The organism is Pseudomonas sp. GL_091 (assembly GCF_057837725.1).
This window is the reverse complement of the sequence record NZ_CM174451.1, coordinates 2398635-2414594: the sequence shown is the minus strand read 5'-3', so window position 1 is coordinate 2414594 and position 15960 is coordinate 2398635. Positions and strand designations below refer to the sequence as shown.

Here is a 15960-nt window from a genome sequence, read left to right as displayed (position 1 = left end):
CCTCACGCGTTCCCTAAGGTTCCTGCCTTGAGCACAACGCAGCCATTCCCATGAGCAAATACAACCAGATCTACAGCGATCTGCTTACCAGCATCACCACCGAACGACTGGAACGCGGCGCCCGACTGCCTTCCGAAACCGAATTGATGGACAGCTACCAGGCCAGTCGCGGTACTGTGCGCAAAGCCATAGAACTGCTTCAGGAACGCGGCTTCGCGCAAAAAATTCACGGTAAAGGCACCTTCGTGCTGTCGCCCAATCCGATCGAATTCCAGCTCGGCGGTATCGTCAGTTTCCAGGAAACCCACCCAAGGCTGGGCAATGATGTCAGCACCGAGGTGGTGGCGTTCGAGCAGTTCCCCCTGCAAGGTGCCTTGCGTGAACACCTGAAAGCCGAAGAAGGTAGCCTGATCACGCGGATCAAACGCGTGCGTCGAATCGATGGCAAACGGGTCATCCTCGACATCAACCACTTCGTCGCCGATCTTATACCGGGGCTGAATTGCGAGATTGCCGAGCATTCGATCTATGCCTTCATCGAACAGACGCTGCAACTGCAAATCAGCTATGCCCAGCGCACCATCGAAGCCGTACCGCGAGGCAAGGACGACCAGCAGCACCTTGATCTTGAGGGGCAGAGCCATGTGATTGTGGTCAGCAACCAGACCTTTTTACAGGACGGCCGGCAGTTCGAGTACACCGAGTCGCGGCACACCCTGGACAAGTTTTACTTTTCGGATGTGGCCAGGCGATGAAGGGGGATCAACATGCCTGCTGCAGAACAAGGTCAAGTCTTACCTTGATGTGGGTTACGACATTAAAGTTGATGAAGGAAACTTCAGTAAGCCATGCGGTTACGTAAGGGATGTTTATAACGGGTTATTTACCCTGGTCCTGTGCTCATAAGCCTTCGATCCACCCTGCCCCCGGTCGCTTTAATGCCCGCGAATGTAGTGTTCCAGTTGCCGGATCAGCTCGGCCTGCTCGACGATGGCCTCTTTGACCAGATCACCAATCGACAACAGGCCAATCAGTTGGTCGCCCTCCACCACCGGTAGATGGCGCAGATGACTGTCGGTCATGACCGCCATGCAACGCTCAATGCTCTGCTGACTGTCTGCAGTCACGACGGGCGCGCTCATGATGGCCCGGACCGGCGTACCGACCGAAGAGCGCCCCTGTAGAACGACCTTGCGTGCATAGTCGCGTTCGCTGATAACGCCGATCACCTGCCCCTCTTCCATGACGGGTAGAGCACCGACATTTTTTTCCGCCATCATCTTCAACGCTTCAAGCACCATCTGGTCTGGCGCGATGCTATGCACCCGCCGGTTCTGCACGGCCTTGAGCTTCAGCAGTTGTGCGGCTGTTTTCATACGAACCTCCGATACTGTTTGTCATTGATCATCGACTCCGCCGGAGCCGGGCATACATCATTAATTGAATGAGCGTTCAGACCCCGGCGAAATCCATATGGTCAGGCCACTGCGACTTCCACCTTGCCTCCGCTTAGCCGCACCGGCCAGACCCGCAGGCGCTGCTGCGGATACTCCAGGCAACTGCCGTCCTCAAGGCGGAAATGCTGTTTGTAGAGTGGCGAGGCAATCACCAGGTCGCCCTTGATGCTGCCGATCAGCCCGCGCCCGATGACATTCGCCCCGGATTGCGGGTCATGGTTATCGACGGCATAGAGGGTCTTGCCTTCGGCAGCCGGCAGGTAGAACAGCGCCACTTGTGCACCGTCGAGCCAGACGACGACGCCGGAGTTGCTGACCAAATCCTGTTGCTCGCACACCGTTTTCCAAACATGGGTGCTTGCCATGGATTCGATGCGTTGGGTAGTGGACTGGCTCATCAGGCAATCTCCTCAATGACAGGGATAAGGTGGAGTTCAGAGGCCATGATCGGCCGGCGCTGACCGCGTTCCTGGACAAAATGGATGTCCGGGTCCGGGCGTTGATCGTTGACGAAGGTGCGGAAACGCTTGAGCTTTTCCGGGTCTTTCAGGGCGTTGGCCCATTCGCATTCGTAACGGTTGACCACCAGTTGCATCTGCGATTCGAGTTCCGCGCCAAGCCCCAGGCTGTCGTTGATGATCACGTCCTTGAGGTAATCCAGGCCGCCCTCCAGGCTCTCGCGCCAGACCGAGGTGCGCTGCAATTTGTCGGCGGTGCGGATGTAGAACATCAGGAACCGGTCGATGTAGCGAATCAGGGTGGCGTCATCGAGGTCGGTGGCGAACAGCTCGGCGTGGCGCGGGCGCATGCCGCCGTTACCGGCCACATAGAGGTTCCAGCCTTTCTCGGTGGCGATCACGCCCACGTCCTTGCTCTGCGCCTCGGCACATTCACGGGTGCAGCCAGAGACCGCGAACTTGAGCTTGTGTGGCGAACGTAGCCCCTTGTAGCGATCCTCGAGGGTCAGGGCCATTTTCACGCTGTCCTGCACGCCATAACGGCACCAGGTGCTGCCGACGCAAGACTTCACCGTGCGGGTCGATTTGCCGTAGGCGTGTCCGGTTTCGAAACCGGCCTCGATCAACTCGGACCAGATGTCCGGCAACTGATGCAATTGAGCGCCGAACAGGTCGATGCGCTGGCCGCCGGTGATTTTGGTGTAGAGGTCGTACTTCTTCGCCACCACGCCAATCGCGATCAGCTTGTCGGCTGTGATCTCCCCCCCAGCGATGCGCGGCACCACCGAATAGGTGCCGTTTTTCTGCATGTTGGCCATGAAGGTGTCGTTGGTGTCCTGCAACGGCACCAGCGACGTGTCCATGATTGGCTGGTTCCAGCACGAGGCGAGAATCGAGCCCACCGCCGGTTTGCAAACGTCGCAACCGGTATGACCACGGCCGTGCTTGGCCAACAGCTCTTCGAAGTTGATCACCCCTTCTACCCGCACCAGCGCATAAAGCTCCTGACGGGTATAGGCGAAGTGTTCGCACAGGCTCTTGTCGACACTGACGCCACGGGCAATCAACTCATGCTCGAACACTTGCTTGAGCAGGCCGGCGCAACCGCCGCAGCCGGTGCAGGCTTTGGTCTGCGACTTGAGCTGGCCCAGGTCGGTGCAGCCGCCGTCGATGGCCGAACAAATGGAGCCCTTGGTGACGTTATGACAGGAGCACACCGTGGCCGACTCGGGCAGCGCACCCGGGCCCAGGGTCGGCGCGCCTTCGGAGGACGGCAGAATCAGGCTGGCCGGTTCCGACGGCAAGACAATGCCGTTCTGCATGTATTGCAGCAGGGTGTCGTAATAGCTGTTGTCACCCACCAGCACTGCACCGAGGACGTGCTTGCCACTTGCATCCACCACCAGGCGGCGATAGCTGGCGCTGGTTTCGTCGATGAATTGATAGCTGCGCGCGCCCGGTGTGTTGCCGTGGGCGTCGCCGATGGAGCCGACATCCACCCCCAGCAGCTTGAGCTTGGTCGACATGTCGGCACCGGTGAACGGCTCGGCGACTTCGTTGCACAAACGAGCCGCGACGCTGCGCGCCATCTGGTAGCCCGGCGCGACCAGGCCGAACAGGCTGCCGTTCCATGAAGCGCATTCACCGATGGCGTAGATGTTCGGGTCGCAACTTCGGCACGTGTCGTCGATCACCACGCCACCGCGCGGACCGATCTCCAGCGCGCATTGACGAGCCAGCGCGTCTTGAGCGCGGATACCGGCGGAAAACACGATCAGGTCGGTTTCGAGGAATTCGTCATTGGCGAAATTCATGCGATAGCGGTACTGCTCGCCCGCGCTGATCGATTGAGTGGCGCGGGACAGGTGTACACCGACGCCCAATCGTTCGATCTGCGCCTTGAGCGCCTGGCCACCGAGGTCATCCAGTTGTACCGGCATCAAGCGCGGCGCGAATTCCACCACGTGGGCTTCAAGGCCCAGGCTCTTCAACGCGTTCGCAGCTTCCAGGCCCAGCAAGCCACCACCGACCACCACGCCGCGCCGGGCATTGGCCGCCGCAGCCCGAATGGCATCGAGGTCTTCCAGGGTGCGATAAACCAGGCGCGACTCACCTTCGGCGCCTTCGATTGGCGGAACAAACGGATATGAACCGGTGGCCAGAACCAATTTGTCATACGTGACGCAACCTTGCGAGGTGACCACCTGGCGACGGACGCGGTCGATTTCCAATACCGGCACACCCAGATGCAGCGTAACGCCGGGCGTCTGGTAAAGCGACGCATCGGACAGCGCCAGCGACTCGGCATCACGACCGGAGAAGTACTCGGAAAGATGCACACGGTCATAGGCACGCATCGGCTCTTCACTGAAGACGTGCAGCCGGTAATGGTCAAGCGCTCCCCGCTCGATCAGCTGTTCGACACAATGATGTCCGACCATGCCATTACCGATCACGATCAGCGTTTGCATCTTGTTCAACGTGGCAACATTGGAATTCATAGAAAGCACCCAGCCCGAGCCAATCACGGTTTTAAAAGCAAAAAAAAACGCCTGAAACCTTGCGGTTCCAGGCGTCTTTGCCTGTTCTTTTGCGGTGTTGAAACCAGACGTCTATGCCTGATCCACCGATGCTGCCCACGACCTGTTCGGCCAATCGATCGTCGTTGACCGAGGGGGCTGTCCACACGAATGCTCTCCAGGTGGACCTGATGACAGCCTTGCAGCCTTTGTGCCAGTCAGCCACAGAGAGGCTTCAACTATCTGGAAACACTGACTCTTGAGCCAGGGGGGATTGTCACAACGCTGGAGCTACCGCAGGCAAAAGCGCTTTGCGGCGCTTCCGACTGGTGCACGTTGTTATGCATCGCGCTTTATAAAAGTGCATGTACAGTTCGATTCCACAGCTCGTTAGAACTCAAGCCTGTTTCTGGCAATCCATATTGCAACGACCCAGACTTCGTTAAGACGGGCCCGCGCAAATAGCCCCGCAGATCCGTTTGCAACACCTGCGCATGAGCGTCAAGCGGAGTCTGCTCAATGCTGCCCACCGCACCGACGCCCGCGTTGTTGATCCAGATGTCGATTCTACCCTTACCAAACGCGGCGACCGGCGGTGAGCAACTCCGGGCCAAGGTAATACTTGCCATCCAAAAAAAGCCTGGGAATCGATCCAGAACGGACGGGCAATTCTCCACGTCAAGGACGACCAAGGTCTAAAACTTGTCTGGTTCAGTTCTGCCGATGACCACCCATCCGCTATATCCCGCGCCCGCAGCAGGCTACTAGACTTCACAGAGGGGGATAAATCAACGTACCTCAACTCAGGAGATCTGTGATGAACAGAACATCTTGGCTGGCGTTGGTAGTGGCGGCAGGGACGATTTCAGGTTGCGCAAGCAGAACCGGGATTGTCGATGTTCCCCTCGATGCTACCCCGCAAAACGCAATGCATATCGCTCGAGCCACCCTCAGCCCGATGGGCAACCAAACCAGCATCTGGCTCACCGTCGGTGGTGTCCCCCACGACATGGCCGTACCTAGCCGCCTCGACACCGCTATCTACGCTGGCTCGTGCCAGCAACTGGGCGCACAACCTGCGTACAAGACCCGTCAGGCCAACAGCGTCGACTATCCATCGATGTCCCCGCGAACCCAGCATTGGGCCCAGGCACCGGTGGCGCTGAGCGAACTGACCAAGGGTGACTATGCCTTGCTCGTTCGCACCAGCCCGGCAGACGGCAGCCGCCCTCTTTTCTGCGGCAACATCAGCGCTGGCTAGGGGCGAATCAAGCAAGCTGTTCGGTACCGTGGCCTGCGCAACTTCCGCCAGGACACGGTGACGCCCCCATCAGTACTGCCGCCAATAACCGACCAGCCCCTGCCCGCGGCTCGCTTGCGAACTTACTAACGGTGACGATTTCACGCCGCTCGGCCATGTTGGCCTCATCCGTGACACCTCAGACAGCACCGGATGGATCCTGAAGCCAAGTCATCAACATCCCGTCTTCCACCGTCGAATACCGCCGCGTCAATGATTGCCCTTCCGGACACCGATACTCGTTCGGCGTGTCCATTGGGGTCAGCCTGCCGATCTATCGAACAACGACGAGTTCCGAGCCCCGAGACAGACAGGCGTGGTAGCGAAAGCTTTCAACCCCAAGGGCCAGTATTTTTAGATGCTAATGCGCATTGGGCTCGACCTGACCAAGAACGTGTTTCCGGTCAAAGGCATGAGGCAACTCTTGACCCTCAGCGACCTCTCTGGAAGCGGGCCCGTGCCTAAGCTGTTACCGGCCAGGATCTATAGCCCGCGAGCGTAGAAGTGAGGGTTATCCAGACCAGGCTTGCCATAACGCAGCGCATCGCCGGCCAGGGTGCAGACCTGTCCGCCGGCGGCGACCAGCACCGCATGCCCCGCGGCGATGTCCCACTCCATGGTGCGCCCCAGGCGTGGATAAAGGTCTGCCTCGCCGGCAGCCACCAGGCAAATCTTCAGCGATGAGCCGGCACTTTTCAGTGAGCGCACCTTGCGCCCGTCGAGGAATGTATCCAGTGCCTCGGCATCGCCATGGGAGCGACTGGCAACCACGTCCAGGCCCTCCTCCGTCACCGCCCGGCAGTGGATGGCCTGACGCTGTTCGGCCTGTTCGATAAAGGCTCCGCAACCACGGGCACCGGCGAACAGACGCTCCAGCGCGGGCGCCAGGACCACTCCCAGCACCGGTTCGCCGTTGTCGATCAGGGCGATATTGACAGTGAACTCGCCATTGCGATTGATGAACTCCTTGGTGCCGTCCAGGGGGTCCACCAGCCAGAAACGCTGGCCCACCTCGGGCACCTGGCCGGCAGCTGCGGCCTCTTCCGAAATCACTGGAATCTCCGGCGTGCGCGCTGCCAAGGCCTGCAGAATCAAGGTCTCGGCGCGCTCGTCAGCTTCAGTCACCGGAGAGGTATCGACCTTCCCGCGCACCTCGAAATCCGAGCGGTACACCTCCAGCACCAGTTCGCCCGCTGCACGAGCAATACCGATGACGTCTTCGAGCAGAACAGCCATTGACTCGTTCATGGGATTCCTCCTGTTTTTGTTCTTCGTATGGTCCATTCGGCCTATGCGCCGTTTTTCGGATCAGGGAACAGTACAGACATCCACATCACCGCCAATCAGCAAATGGATGTTTAACAGGAGTTCCTGTGCCCCACGGCAATCAGTTATCCGTTCCTCAGATCAACAGCCTGCGCCTGCGTGCCGTGCAGTTGCGCATTGGCGGCAGTACGCTCAAAGCCATCAGCCAGGACACCGGTCTCTCGTCGCCGACCATCATCGCCGCCTACAAGGCCTGGCAAGCCGGCGGCTGGAATGCCGTGCCAGTGCGCGACCGCGGGCGCAAGCAAGGTGAAGGTCGCAGCCTTTCGGCAGAGCAGGAGAAGAACATTTACCAACTGCTGGTCAGCACACTGCCGGAACGGCATCAGTTGCCGTTTTTGCTCTGGCAGTTGGAGGCCATGCAGGCACTGGTCAAGCGCCTGCATGCTATCGACTTGCCAGAACGCACCGCCGCCCATTATTTGCAGCGCTGGCAGCTCAATGCCGAGCGTCCGGCCAAGCGCGTCGCCAATGCTTCGCTGGCGGTGCAGCGCTGGTACCGCAGCACCTACCGGCACATCCTCGAGCAGGCTCGCGCGCAAAACGGCGAGATCCACTGGATCGACGACTACGGCGCGCGCAACGACCAGGGCAAACTCAGTTACGGCGTGCTGCGCGCAGTCAGCAATCGCGGCAAGGTGCTCTGGATGCCTTACGAAGACGGGTTGCGCGCCCCCCACCTGGAGGCATTCTTCGACCGCCTGCATCACTGCACCGAACGCAAGGTGTTCGCCCTGCTCTCGGGCATGCATTGGCAACGCGCTGCCAACTTCATCACCTGGGCCGGCGAGCGCGCCGACCGGCTGCATCTGTTTCACCTGCCCGAAGCCAGCGCAATGCTCAGCGGTGCCCGCGAACTGGCGACCCACATCAGTCAGCAAGCCGCGCGCGTCAGCGATGACGATGTGCCAGGCAACGCGCCAGCCGCGGTCGCCACCGCCCGGCCCCGCGACCCTATGCTGCAGATGTTGCGCCTGATGTTAAAACATCAAGTCGCGCATAAGTCCGAATCGCAGCAGTTGTACGTTGATAAACGACAACAACAAAAAGCGAGAGGAAAATCTATGACGCTTACCCACCTGCAACGACTGGAAGCCGAAAGCATCCAGGCAATGCGCGAGGTTGTCGCCGAATCCGACAACCCGGTCATGCTCTACTCCATCGGCAAGGACAGTGCGGTCATGCTGCACCTGGCGATGAAGGCCTTCTACCCGGCCAAGCCGCCCTTTCCTTTGCTGCATGTCGACACCACCTGGAAGTTCCAGGAGATGTATCGCTTCCGCGATCAGATGGTGGCCAAGCTGAACGTCGACCTGCTGACCCACACCAACCCCGAAGGCATTGAAATGGGCATCAGCCCGTTCAAGCACGGGTCGCAGATCCACACCGACATCATGAAAACCGAGGGGCTGAAACAGGCACTCGATCACTACGGTTTCGACGCGGCCTTCGGCGGCGCACGTCGCGATGAAGAAAAATCACGTGCCAAGGAACGGATTTTCTCCTTCCGCTCCGACCAGCATCGCTGGGACCCGAAGAACCAGCGTCCAGAGCTCTGGCACCTGTACAACACGCGTAAACACAAGGGCGAGTCGATCCGCGTGTTCCCCCTCTCCAACTGGACCGAGCTGGACATCTGGCAATACATCTACCTGGAAAACATCCCGATCGTACCGCTGTATTTCGCCGCGCCGCGCCCGGTGGTCGAGCGTGACGGGATGCTGATCATGGTCGACGACTCACGCATGCCGCTGAACCCGGGTGAAGTGCCGATGATGCGCAACGTGCGATTCCGCACTCTGGGTTGCTACCCGCTCACCGGTGCAGTCGAGTCCGAAGCCGACACCCTGCCCAAGATCATTCAGGAAATGCTGCTGACCCGCACATCCGAGCGTCAGGGGCGAATGATCGACCACGACTCGTCCGCATCGATGGAGAAGAAAAAACAAGAGGGGTATTTCTAATGGCACACGTATCTGACCTGATTGCCGAGGATATCGGGCAATACCTCAAGGCCCACGAACACAAGAGCCTGCTGCGCTTCATTACCTGTGGCAGCGTGGACGATGGCAAGAGCACCCTGATCGGGCGTCTGCTCTACGATTCGAAAATGCTCTTCGAAGACCAGATGGAAGCGCTGGAGGCCGACTCGAAAAAAGACGGCACCCAGGGCGGCGAACTGGACTTCGCCCTGTTGGTGGACGGCCTGGCCGCCGAGCGCGAACAAGGCATTACCATCGACGTGGCCTACCGTTTTTTCTCCACGGAACTGCGCAAGTTCATCGTTGCCGATACCCCGGGCCATGAGCAGTACACCCGCAACATGGTGACCGGTGCATCCACGGCCGATGTGGCCGTAGTGATGATCGACGCCCGACGCGGCGTGCTGACCCAGTCCAGGCGTCACAGCTATCTGGCTTCGCTGATCGGCATTCGCAAGGTGGTCCTGGCCGTCAACAAGATGGACTTGATGGACTATTCGGAGAAAGTCTTCAACGCCATCGTCGATGACTACCGCGCCTTCGCCAAGCAGATCAATCTTCAGGATGTCACCGCCATCCCGATGTCCGCGCTGCGGGGTGAGAACATCACCGAGCAGAGCGAGCACATGCCTTGGTATCGCGGCACCACGCTGATGGGCTACCTGGAAACCGTCGAGATCGACGAGGCGCACCAGCAGAAACTGTCGTTCCGCATGCCGGTGCAGTGGGTCAACCGCCCCAACCTGGATTTCCGTGGTTTCACCGGCACCATCGCCAGCGGCATGATTCGTCCCGGCGACCGCGTACGTGTGTTGCCGGCCGGGCAAGAGAGCCGAATCTCGCGCATCGTTACCCTCGATGGTGACCTGCAACAAGCCGTGGCCGGCCAGTCCATCACCCTGACCCTGACCGACGAAGTCGATTGCAGCCGCGGCGATGTTCTGTCCACCGCAGAAGATCCGGCCAGCGTAGCCGACCAGTTCCAGGTCAGCCTGATCTGGATGCACGAACAGGCCATGCTCGCCGGTCGCCCCTACCTGATGAAGATCGGCGGCAAGACGCTGTCGGTCACCTTGGCGGTGCCCAAGTACAAGATCAACGTCAACACCATGGAGCACCTGGCGGCCAAGGAACTGGCGTTGAACGAGATCGGCGTGTGCAACCTCTTCACCAGCCAGCCGATCGCTTTCGATCCCTACAAGGACAATCGCGAAACCGGCAGTTTCATCCTCATCGACCGCCTGACCAACGCCACCGTCGGCGCAGGCCTGATCGAGTTCTCCCTGCGCCGCTCGCAGAACATCCATATGCAGCACGTGGATGTGAACAAGAAGGCACGCGCCGAACAGATGGGCCAGCAGCCGGTGCTGCTGTGGTTCACCGGTTTGTCGGGCGCTGGCAAATCGGCCATTGCCAACCTGCTGGAAACCCGACTGTACGCCCGTGGCCGCCATACCTATTTGCTCGACGGCGACAACGTGCGTCACGGCTTGAACCGCGACCTGGGCTTCACTGATGCCGACCGGGTAGAGAACATCCGCCGGGTGGCTGAGGTGTCCAAGTTGTTCGTGGATGCCGGGATGATCGTGTTGACAGCCTTCATCTCGCCGTTCCGCTCCGAGCGCGAGATGGCGCGTGGGCTGCTGCAGGAAGGCGAGTTCATCGAGATCTTCGTCGACACGCCGCTGGCCGTGGCCGAAGAGCGCGACCCCAAGGGCCTGTACAAGAAAGTCCGCCGCGGCGAGTTGAAAAACTTCACAGGCATCGACTCGCCTTACGAGGTGCCAAGCAAGCCGGACATCCATATCCAGACCAGCAAACTGACGCCGGAGGGTGCAGTGGATCGGATCATCGAGGTACTGACCGAGCGCGGCATCATCGGTAAAGAGTTCTAGCCCCTCGCCCGGTTCGCCGGGCATTTAACCGTGCCCCGGTCAGGGGCCGATGAATCTGGCTCGAGCGCCTCTGCGCAGGTGCTCACGAGCCGGGTTCGCCTAATCAAGAGAGTCTAACAATGACAATCAGCTCTATTGACGAACAACAGCTGTTGAGTGGCCAGACCTGGGCCACATTCTGCGATCACCTCAAGCGCTGCGGCGAGCAGATTCTGCGTCCCGAAGCACCCGCCGATGCCGCCACCCGCGCCGAAGGCTTCCGCTACCTCACGCGCTTGCTGCGCATCGGCCTGGAGATGCACATCGAGTTTGCCGACCCGGCGTTTCCCAGTTTCTTCAAGACCTCCCACGAGACCGCGAAAATTGGTGCCGACAACCCGGACAACCTCTATGAGTACTCGCGCCTGGACGGCACGCTGGACTACCGCATCAAAGGCCAGCGCGGCAGTGTCGCCTACCTGAGCTTTGGCACCCAGAAAGGCGGTTATGAAACCGATGGCACCCTGATCCAGACCGGTTTCATCGACGCCAGCCAGTTACAGGTCGATGCCCAGGGCAACTTCGAAATCCTCCTCAGCAGCGAACCGCAAACGGGCAACTGGCTGAAAATGGAAGGCGCCACCAACGCCTTGATCGTACGCCAGACGTTTCTTGACCGTCGCAGCGAAGTGCCGGCCAAGTTGAGCATCGAGCGCATCGGCACCGACTCCAAGCCACAGGCCCTTGACCCGGCGACGTTCCAACAAGGCTTGGCGCGGGTATCGAGCTTCGTGGAAAACACCGCACGGCTATTCGCCGACTGGAGCGAAAGCTACCTGCCACACAGCAATCAGTTGCCCCCAGCCAACCAGGCGCTCTGCCAATCAGTGGGCGGCGATCCGAACATTTTCTACTACCACTCGCACTGGGCGCTGGCCGAGGACGAGGCGCTGGTCATCCACATTGATAAAGTGCCGGACTGCGACTTCTGGAACTTGCAAATCAACAATTACTGGATGGAGTCGCTGGACTACCGCTACCACCAGATCTGCTTCAACAAGCACCAGGCCCAGTACGATGACAACGGCGGCGTGACGCTTGTACTCAGTGAGCTGGACCCTGGGGTGAGCAACTGGCTGCAAACCGCCGGCGTACGCCAGGGCACGCTCTGCCTGCGTTGGGTCGGCGCCCAGGAGCAATGCCACCCCACGACTCGCGCTGTAAAGGTCTCTGCCGTCGCGGAGGCCGTATGAACGCGCACACCCGAATTGAAGATCTGACTGTCGACAAACTGTTGGCCAGCGCCGTCGCGCGCACCAACGGCCTGAGCCATTTTGGCGATGATAACTACCGAGCGTCCCTGCAGGTGCTACTCGACGCCCTGGCTACCGAGGCCGGGCTGTCGCAGACCGGCCTGTATTTGCTGGAAGAAAGGTTGGTCGGGCAACTGGTCAACCGCCTGGTGATGGAAGACTACCTGAGCCGTCATCCGGAAATAACCCGGATACAAATCGACGATCCGCTGGTCATCGTCGGCCTGCCGCGTACCGGCACCACCATGCTTCAGCGCACGCTGGCGGTCGACCCACGCTTCTACTCCGCCGCTTGGTGGGAAACTCGCTTTCCGGCACCGCTGACTGACGAAACTTTGGCCGCGCCGGCCAAGCGCATCGCCCAGGCCAAGGCCGAGGTCGCTCTGATGGCCGAGGTGATCCCGCAGATCCTCGCGATCCACCCGCTGGATGCCATGCTCTGCGACGAAGAGTTCATGCTCATGGAACACTCGTTCATGTGCGCCATGGACGCCTACGTCAATGTACCCAGCTACACCCGCTGGCTGGATCAGCAAGACCAGAGGCCGGTCTACACCCAACTGAAGAAAATGCTGCAGTTCTTGCAGTGGCAGAAGCAACAACGAGGTGAGCCGGCGGGCCAACGCTGGCTGCTCAAAGCGCCACAACACCTGCACACCCTGGATCTGCTGCTGGATATCTTCCCCAAGGCGCAGGTAATTCTGACCCACCGTGAACCGGCCCAGACCATCCCGTCGATGGCCAGCATGGCTCATACCCTGTGGCAGATGTACAGCGACGCCCCGGACCCGAAAGCCGCTGGTGAGCAGTGGAACAACCGCATGGCGCGTGGCATCCGTCACACCATGCAGGTTCGCGAGCAGCATGCGCCCGAGCGCTTTCTCGACATCCACTTCGCCGACACCTTGAAGCAGCCGCTGCAAGTGCTGGAAAAGGTCTACGCCTTCGCCAATCTGCCGTTTACCGACAAGGCCCGCACCGACGCGCAGGGCTGGCTGTCGCAAAACAGCCGGGAAAAACGTGCCAGCCACGACTACAGCCTGGAACGCTTCGGTCTGAACGAGGCGCAGATGACCCAGGACTACAGCGAATATCGCGCCCGTCACCTGAGCGTCAATCACTGAACGCAAGCTGGAGAAGTCATGGAAAAAATCATTTTGACCTTGTGGAAGCCGGCACAACCCGGCGCCGAGCAATGGCGTGCGGATTTGCTCGGCCTACGCGACGCATTGGCTGCAGCCGGTGCAAAAACCATCCGCGTCATGCTAGTCGATGAGGCGGTGGCCGCCGCCTCGACGCAGCGCATCACCAATAGCGCCGCGCCTTTGGATGGGCTGCTCTCATTGTGGCTGGACAGTGCCTCGCAATGGCCCGCCATCAAAGCACTCGTGGCGCCGTTGACCAGCCGCCTGGAGGCCTATCTGGTGGTGGAATCCGAGCCGTATTCCGAGGAGCGCCAGGCCCGTGCTGCCCAGTACCGGGTGCCGGTCGGCGAGCGCACACCCGGCATGAATCAGGTGGCGCTGCTGCACAAGCCAGATCGGATGAGCTACGAGCATTGGTACGACACCTGGCGCAACGGACACGGGCCTAATGCCTATCCGATGCAATCGATCTTCGGCTACCGGCAGAACACCGTGGTACGGGCGCTTACCTACGGTGCGCCGGTGCTGCACGCCATCGTCGAAGAAAACTTCCCGCCCGAGGCCATCGGCAATCCGCAAGGTTTTTTCGCCGCCCTGGGCGACCCGGAAAAATGCGCGCAACGCCAGCAGGCCATGTACGAATCGACCAGCAAGTTCCTCGACTTCCAGAAGCTCGACTGCATCCTCACCAGCGAGTACCAGCTCAGTGCCTGAGTACACAAGGAGGCTTCACATGTTGGATCTAGAAGCAATCGAGCTGATCAAGCAGCTCAAGGCGCGCTACTTCCGCGCCATCGACACCTGCAACATCGAGATGCTGCAGGGCATGCTCACCGAAGACGTCGCTTTGTCGTTCAAGAGCCCTGCCTACGAGTTCCACGTTAACGGCCTGGGCGATGCGCTGAACTTCTACCGCACCTCGTTCACCAAGACCCGCCTGGCCACCCACAACGGTCACACCCCGGAAATCGAAGTCGATGGGAGCCAGGCTACGGCCCTCTGGTACCTGAGCTACGTGTTCATCAACCTCGAGGAAAACACCCATATGCATGGCAGCGCGATCTACCAGGATCGCTACATCAAGCACGGCGAGCGCTGGATGATCGCCGAGACGGGCTACGAAACCCTGCTCGAGACCATCCAGCCCTTGAGCGAACAGCTGCAGATCACCTCCAGACCCATCAACTGAATGCACAGCAGGAGCGAGTCATGGCCAAAGCCGAAAACATTGTGACTTCCCATAAGGTGGAAATTAATGCCCCCGCCAAAGTGGTCTGGGAGGTATTGATCGATCTGGACAAATACCACGAGTGGAACAGCTTGTGTCCGAGGATCATTTGCGGCTTGCAGCTGGGCGACCCGGTGCGCATGCAGGTACGAGTCCCCGACACAGACGACACCGTCCCGGTCAACGAATACCTGGTGGCCTGCGACCCCGAGCAGTTGTTGTCCTGGGAGCAGCGCCCCGTCCCGGAAAACATGGACGCCGCCCGCCGCGATCAGTACATCGAGGCGCTCGACGCCGATCGATGCAGCTATTTCACCACCGACATTTTCCTGGGGCTGAACCAGGACACCATCATGAGCGAACACGGTGCCTGGGTAAAAATCGGCTTCGACCAGATGGCACTGGACCTGAAACGACGTGCCGAAGAACTGCACGCCAGTCGCACCTGTACGACCCATTTCCTACCAAAACAATAAGAAGGTAATTGCCATGTTGCTCAAAGATAAAGTCGTCATTATTTCCGGTATCGGCCCTGGCCTGGGCATCAAACTGGCCGTGCGTGCCGCAGAGTATCAGGCGAAGGCCGTGGTGTTGGCCACCCGCACCCCGGCCAAGCTGGACCTGGCTGAAAAAGCCATCCGCGACGCCGGCTACAGCACACAGGTACTGAAAGTCCCCACCGACATCGCCCAAGCCGAACAGTGCCAGACGCTCGCCGACCTGACGATCGAGCACTTCGGCCAGATCGACGTATTGATCAACTCTGCCTACGCCCATGGCGCCTGGGGCAGTTCCTCCGAGTCGTCAATGGACGACTGGCGCAAGGCGATGGACGTCAACCTGTTCGGCACCATGCACATGACGCAGGCCGTGCTGCCGCAGATGAAGAAGCAGAAGTCGGGCAGCATCGTCATGATCAACACCATGGCCACCCGCACCCCCAACCAGCTGGAGTCCGGCTATGCCGTCTCCAAGGGTGCGTTGAAAACCGCCGTCCAGTACCTGGCCCAGGATCTCGGCCCGTTCGGCATCCGCGTCAACTCCACCTTCATGGGCTGGATGTGGGGCGCGCCGGTCATCGGCCACTTCGAGAGCGAAGCCAAGCGCCTGGGCGTCCCGATGGAGTCACTGGTCGACCAGGTCGCCCAACAGATTGCGCTGCGCAAGATCCCCGAAGACGGTGACTGCGCCATGGCCGCCCTGTACCTGGCGAGCGACTACGCAAAGGCCATTACCGGCGCGCAACTGGACGTCAACGGCGGCCACTTTCTGCCCTGCTAAACAATTCAAGGCGACAGGGATGTCGCCTCTTTCCGACGCTCACACGATGCCAATCTAACCATCGCCGCCCCGGAGAT

The 15960-nt window shown here is 60.0% G+C and carries 14 protein-coding genes and 1 pseudogene; 10 read left to right on the top strand and 5 right to left on the bottom strand.

The features are described from left to right. Positions 1-50: 50 nt before the first annotated feature. Positions 51-755, top strand: coding sequence for a trehalose operon repressor (treR, locus tag AC3ITY_RS11045; protein ID WP_477778532.1), 705 nt, complete (start codon positions 51-53; stop codon positions 753-755). A gap of 180 nt (positions 756-935) precedes the next feature. Here treR and AC3ITY_RS11040 read toward each other — a convergent pair whose 3' ends face one another. The 4 genes and pseudogenes from AC3ITY_RS11040 to AC3ITY_RS11025 form a co-directional block, all read right to left on the bottom strand. Further along, a complete protein-coding gene (locus AC3ITY_RS11040; RefSeq protein ID WP_489309050.1) occupies positions 936-1376 on the bottom strand; it encodes a CBS domain-containing protein in 441 nt (146 codons plus the stop codon). A 101-nt stretch (positions 1377-1477) separates the two neighbouring features. Further along, on the bottom strand, positions 1478-1855 hold the full coding sequence (gene nirD / locus AC3ITY_RS11035) for a nitrite reductase small subunit NirD (protein WP_489309048.1): 378 nt from the start codon (positions 1853-1855) through the stop codon (positions 1478-1480). Continuing rightward, positions 1855-4416, bottom strand: coding sequence for a nitrite reductase large subunit NirB (nirB, locus tag AC3ITY_RS11030; protein ID WP_489309046.1), 2562 nt, complete (start codon positions 4414-4416; stop codon positions 1855-1857). The genes nirD and nirB overlap by 1 nt, the downstream gene beginning before the upstream one ends. A 470-nt stretch (positions 4417-4886) precedes the next feature. Continuing rightward, positions 4887-5021, bottom strand: a pseudogene (locus AC3ITY_RS11025) (SDR family oxidoreductase); the annotation flags it as partial. A gap of 230 nt (positions 5022-5251) precedes the next feature. Between AC3ITY_RS11025 and AC3ITY_RS11020 the strand changes: the two are divergent. Then, a complete protein-coding gene (locus AC3ITY_RS11020; RefSeq protein WP_489309044.1) occupies positions 5252-5695 on the top strand; it encodes a hypothetical protein in 444 nt (147 codons plus the stop codon). Positions 5696-6217: 522 nt separating this feature from the next. Here AC3ITY_RS11020 and cysQ read toward each other — a convergent pair. Next, a complete protein-coding gene (cysQ, locus tag AC3ITY_RS11015) occupies positions 6218-6982 on the bottom strand; it encodes a 3'(2'),5'-bisphosphate nucleotidase CysQ (protein ID WP_419118259.1) in 765 nt (254 codons plus the stop codon). Between the two features lie 437 nt (positions 6983-7419). Here cysQ and cysD point away from each other — a divergent pair, with 437 nt between their 5' ends. The 8 genes from cysD (at position 7420) to AC3ITY_RS10975 (ending at position 15883) form a co-directional block, all read left to right on the top strand. Next, the gene (gene cysD, locus AC3ITY_RS11010) at positions 7420-9024 is read left to right on the top strand and encodes a sulfate adenylyltransferase subunit CysD (RefSeq protein WP_489310840.1); all 1605 of its coding nucleotides are present in this window, start codon (positions 7420-7422) and stop codon (positions 9022-9024) included. Continuing rightward, entirely contained in the window at positions 9024-10937 is a 1914-nt protein-coding gene (gene cysN, locus AC3ITY_RS11005; RefSeq protein WP_489309042.1) for a sulfate adenylyltransferase subunit CysN, read from the top strand. The genes cysD and cysN overlap by 1 nt, the downstream gene beginning before the upstream one ends. Positions 10938-11056: 119 nt before the next feature. Further along, positions 11057-12169, top strand: a complete 1113-nt coding sequence (locus tag AC3ITY_RS11000) for a DUF1214 domain-containing protein (protein ID WP_489309040.1) — start codon at positions 11057-11059, stop codon at positions 12167-12169. Beyond that, positions 12166-13353 carry a sulfotransferase family protein gene (locus AC3ITY_RS10995; protein ID WP_489309038.1) on the top strand — a complete coding sequence of 396 codons (1188 nt, stop codon included), beginning with the start codon at positions 12166-12168 and terminating at the stop codon, positions 13351-13353. Before AC3ITY_RS11000 ends, AC3ITY_RS10995 begins: the two co-directional genes overlap by 4 nt. Positions 13354-13371: 18 nt before the next feature. Next, on the top strand, positions 13372-14088 hold the full coding sequence (locus tag AC3ITY_RS10990; protein WP_489309036.1) for a hypothetical protein: 717 nt from the start codon (positions 13372-13374) through the stop codon (positions 14086-14088). A 19-nt stretch (positions 14089-14107) separates the two neighbouring features. Continuing rightward, a complete protein-coding gene (locus AC3ITY_RS10985) occupies positions 14108-14563 on the top strand; it encodes a nuclear transport factor 2 family protein (RefSeq protein ID WP_489309034.1) in 456 nt (151 codons plus the stop codon). Positions 14564-14583: 20 nt separating this feature from the next. After that, positions 14584-15078 carry an SRPBCC domain-containing protein gene (locus tag AC3ITY_RS10980; protein WP_489309032.1) on the top strand — a complete coding sequence of 165 codons (495 nt, stop codon included), beginning with the start codon at positions 14584-14586 and terminating at the stop codon, positions 15076-15078. Between the two features lie 13 nt (positions 15079-15091). Beyond that, positions 15092-15883 carry an SDR family oxidoreductase gene (locus tag AC3ITY_RS10975; RefSeq protein WP_489309030.1) on the top strand — a complete coding sequence of 264 codons (792 nt, stop codon included), beginning with the start codon at positions 15092-15094 and terminating at the stop codon, positions 15881-15883. Positions 15884-15960: the final 77 nt, after the last annotated feature.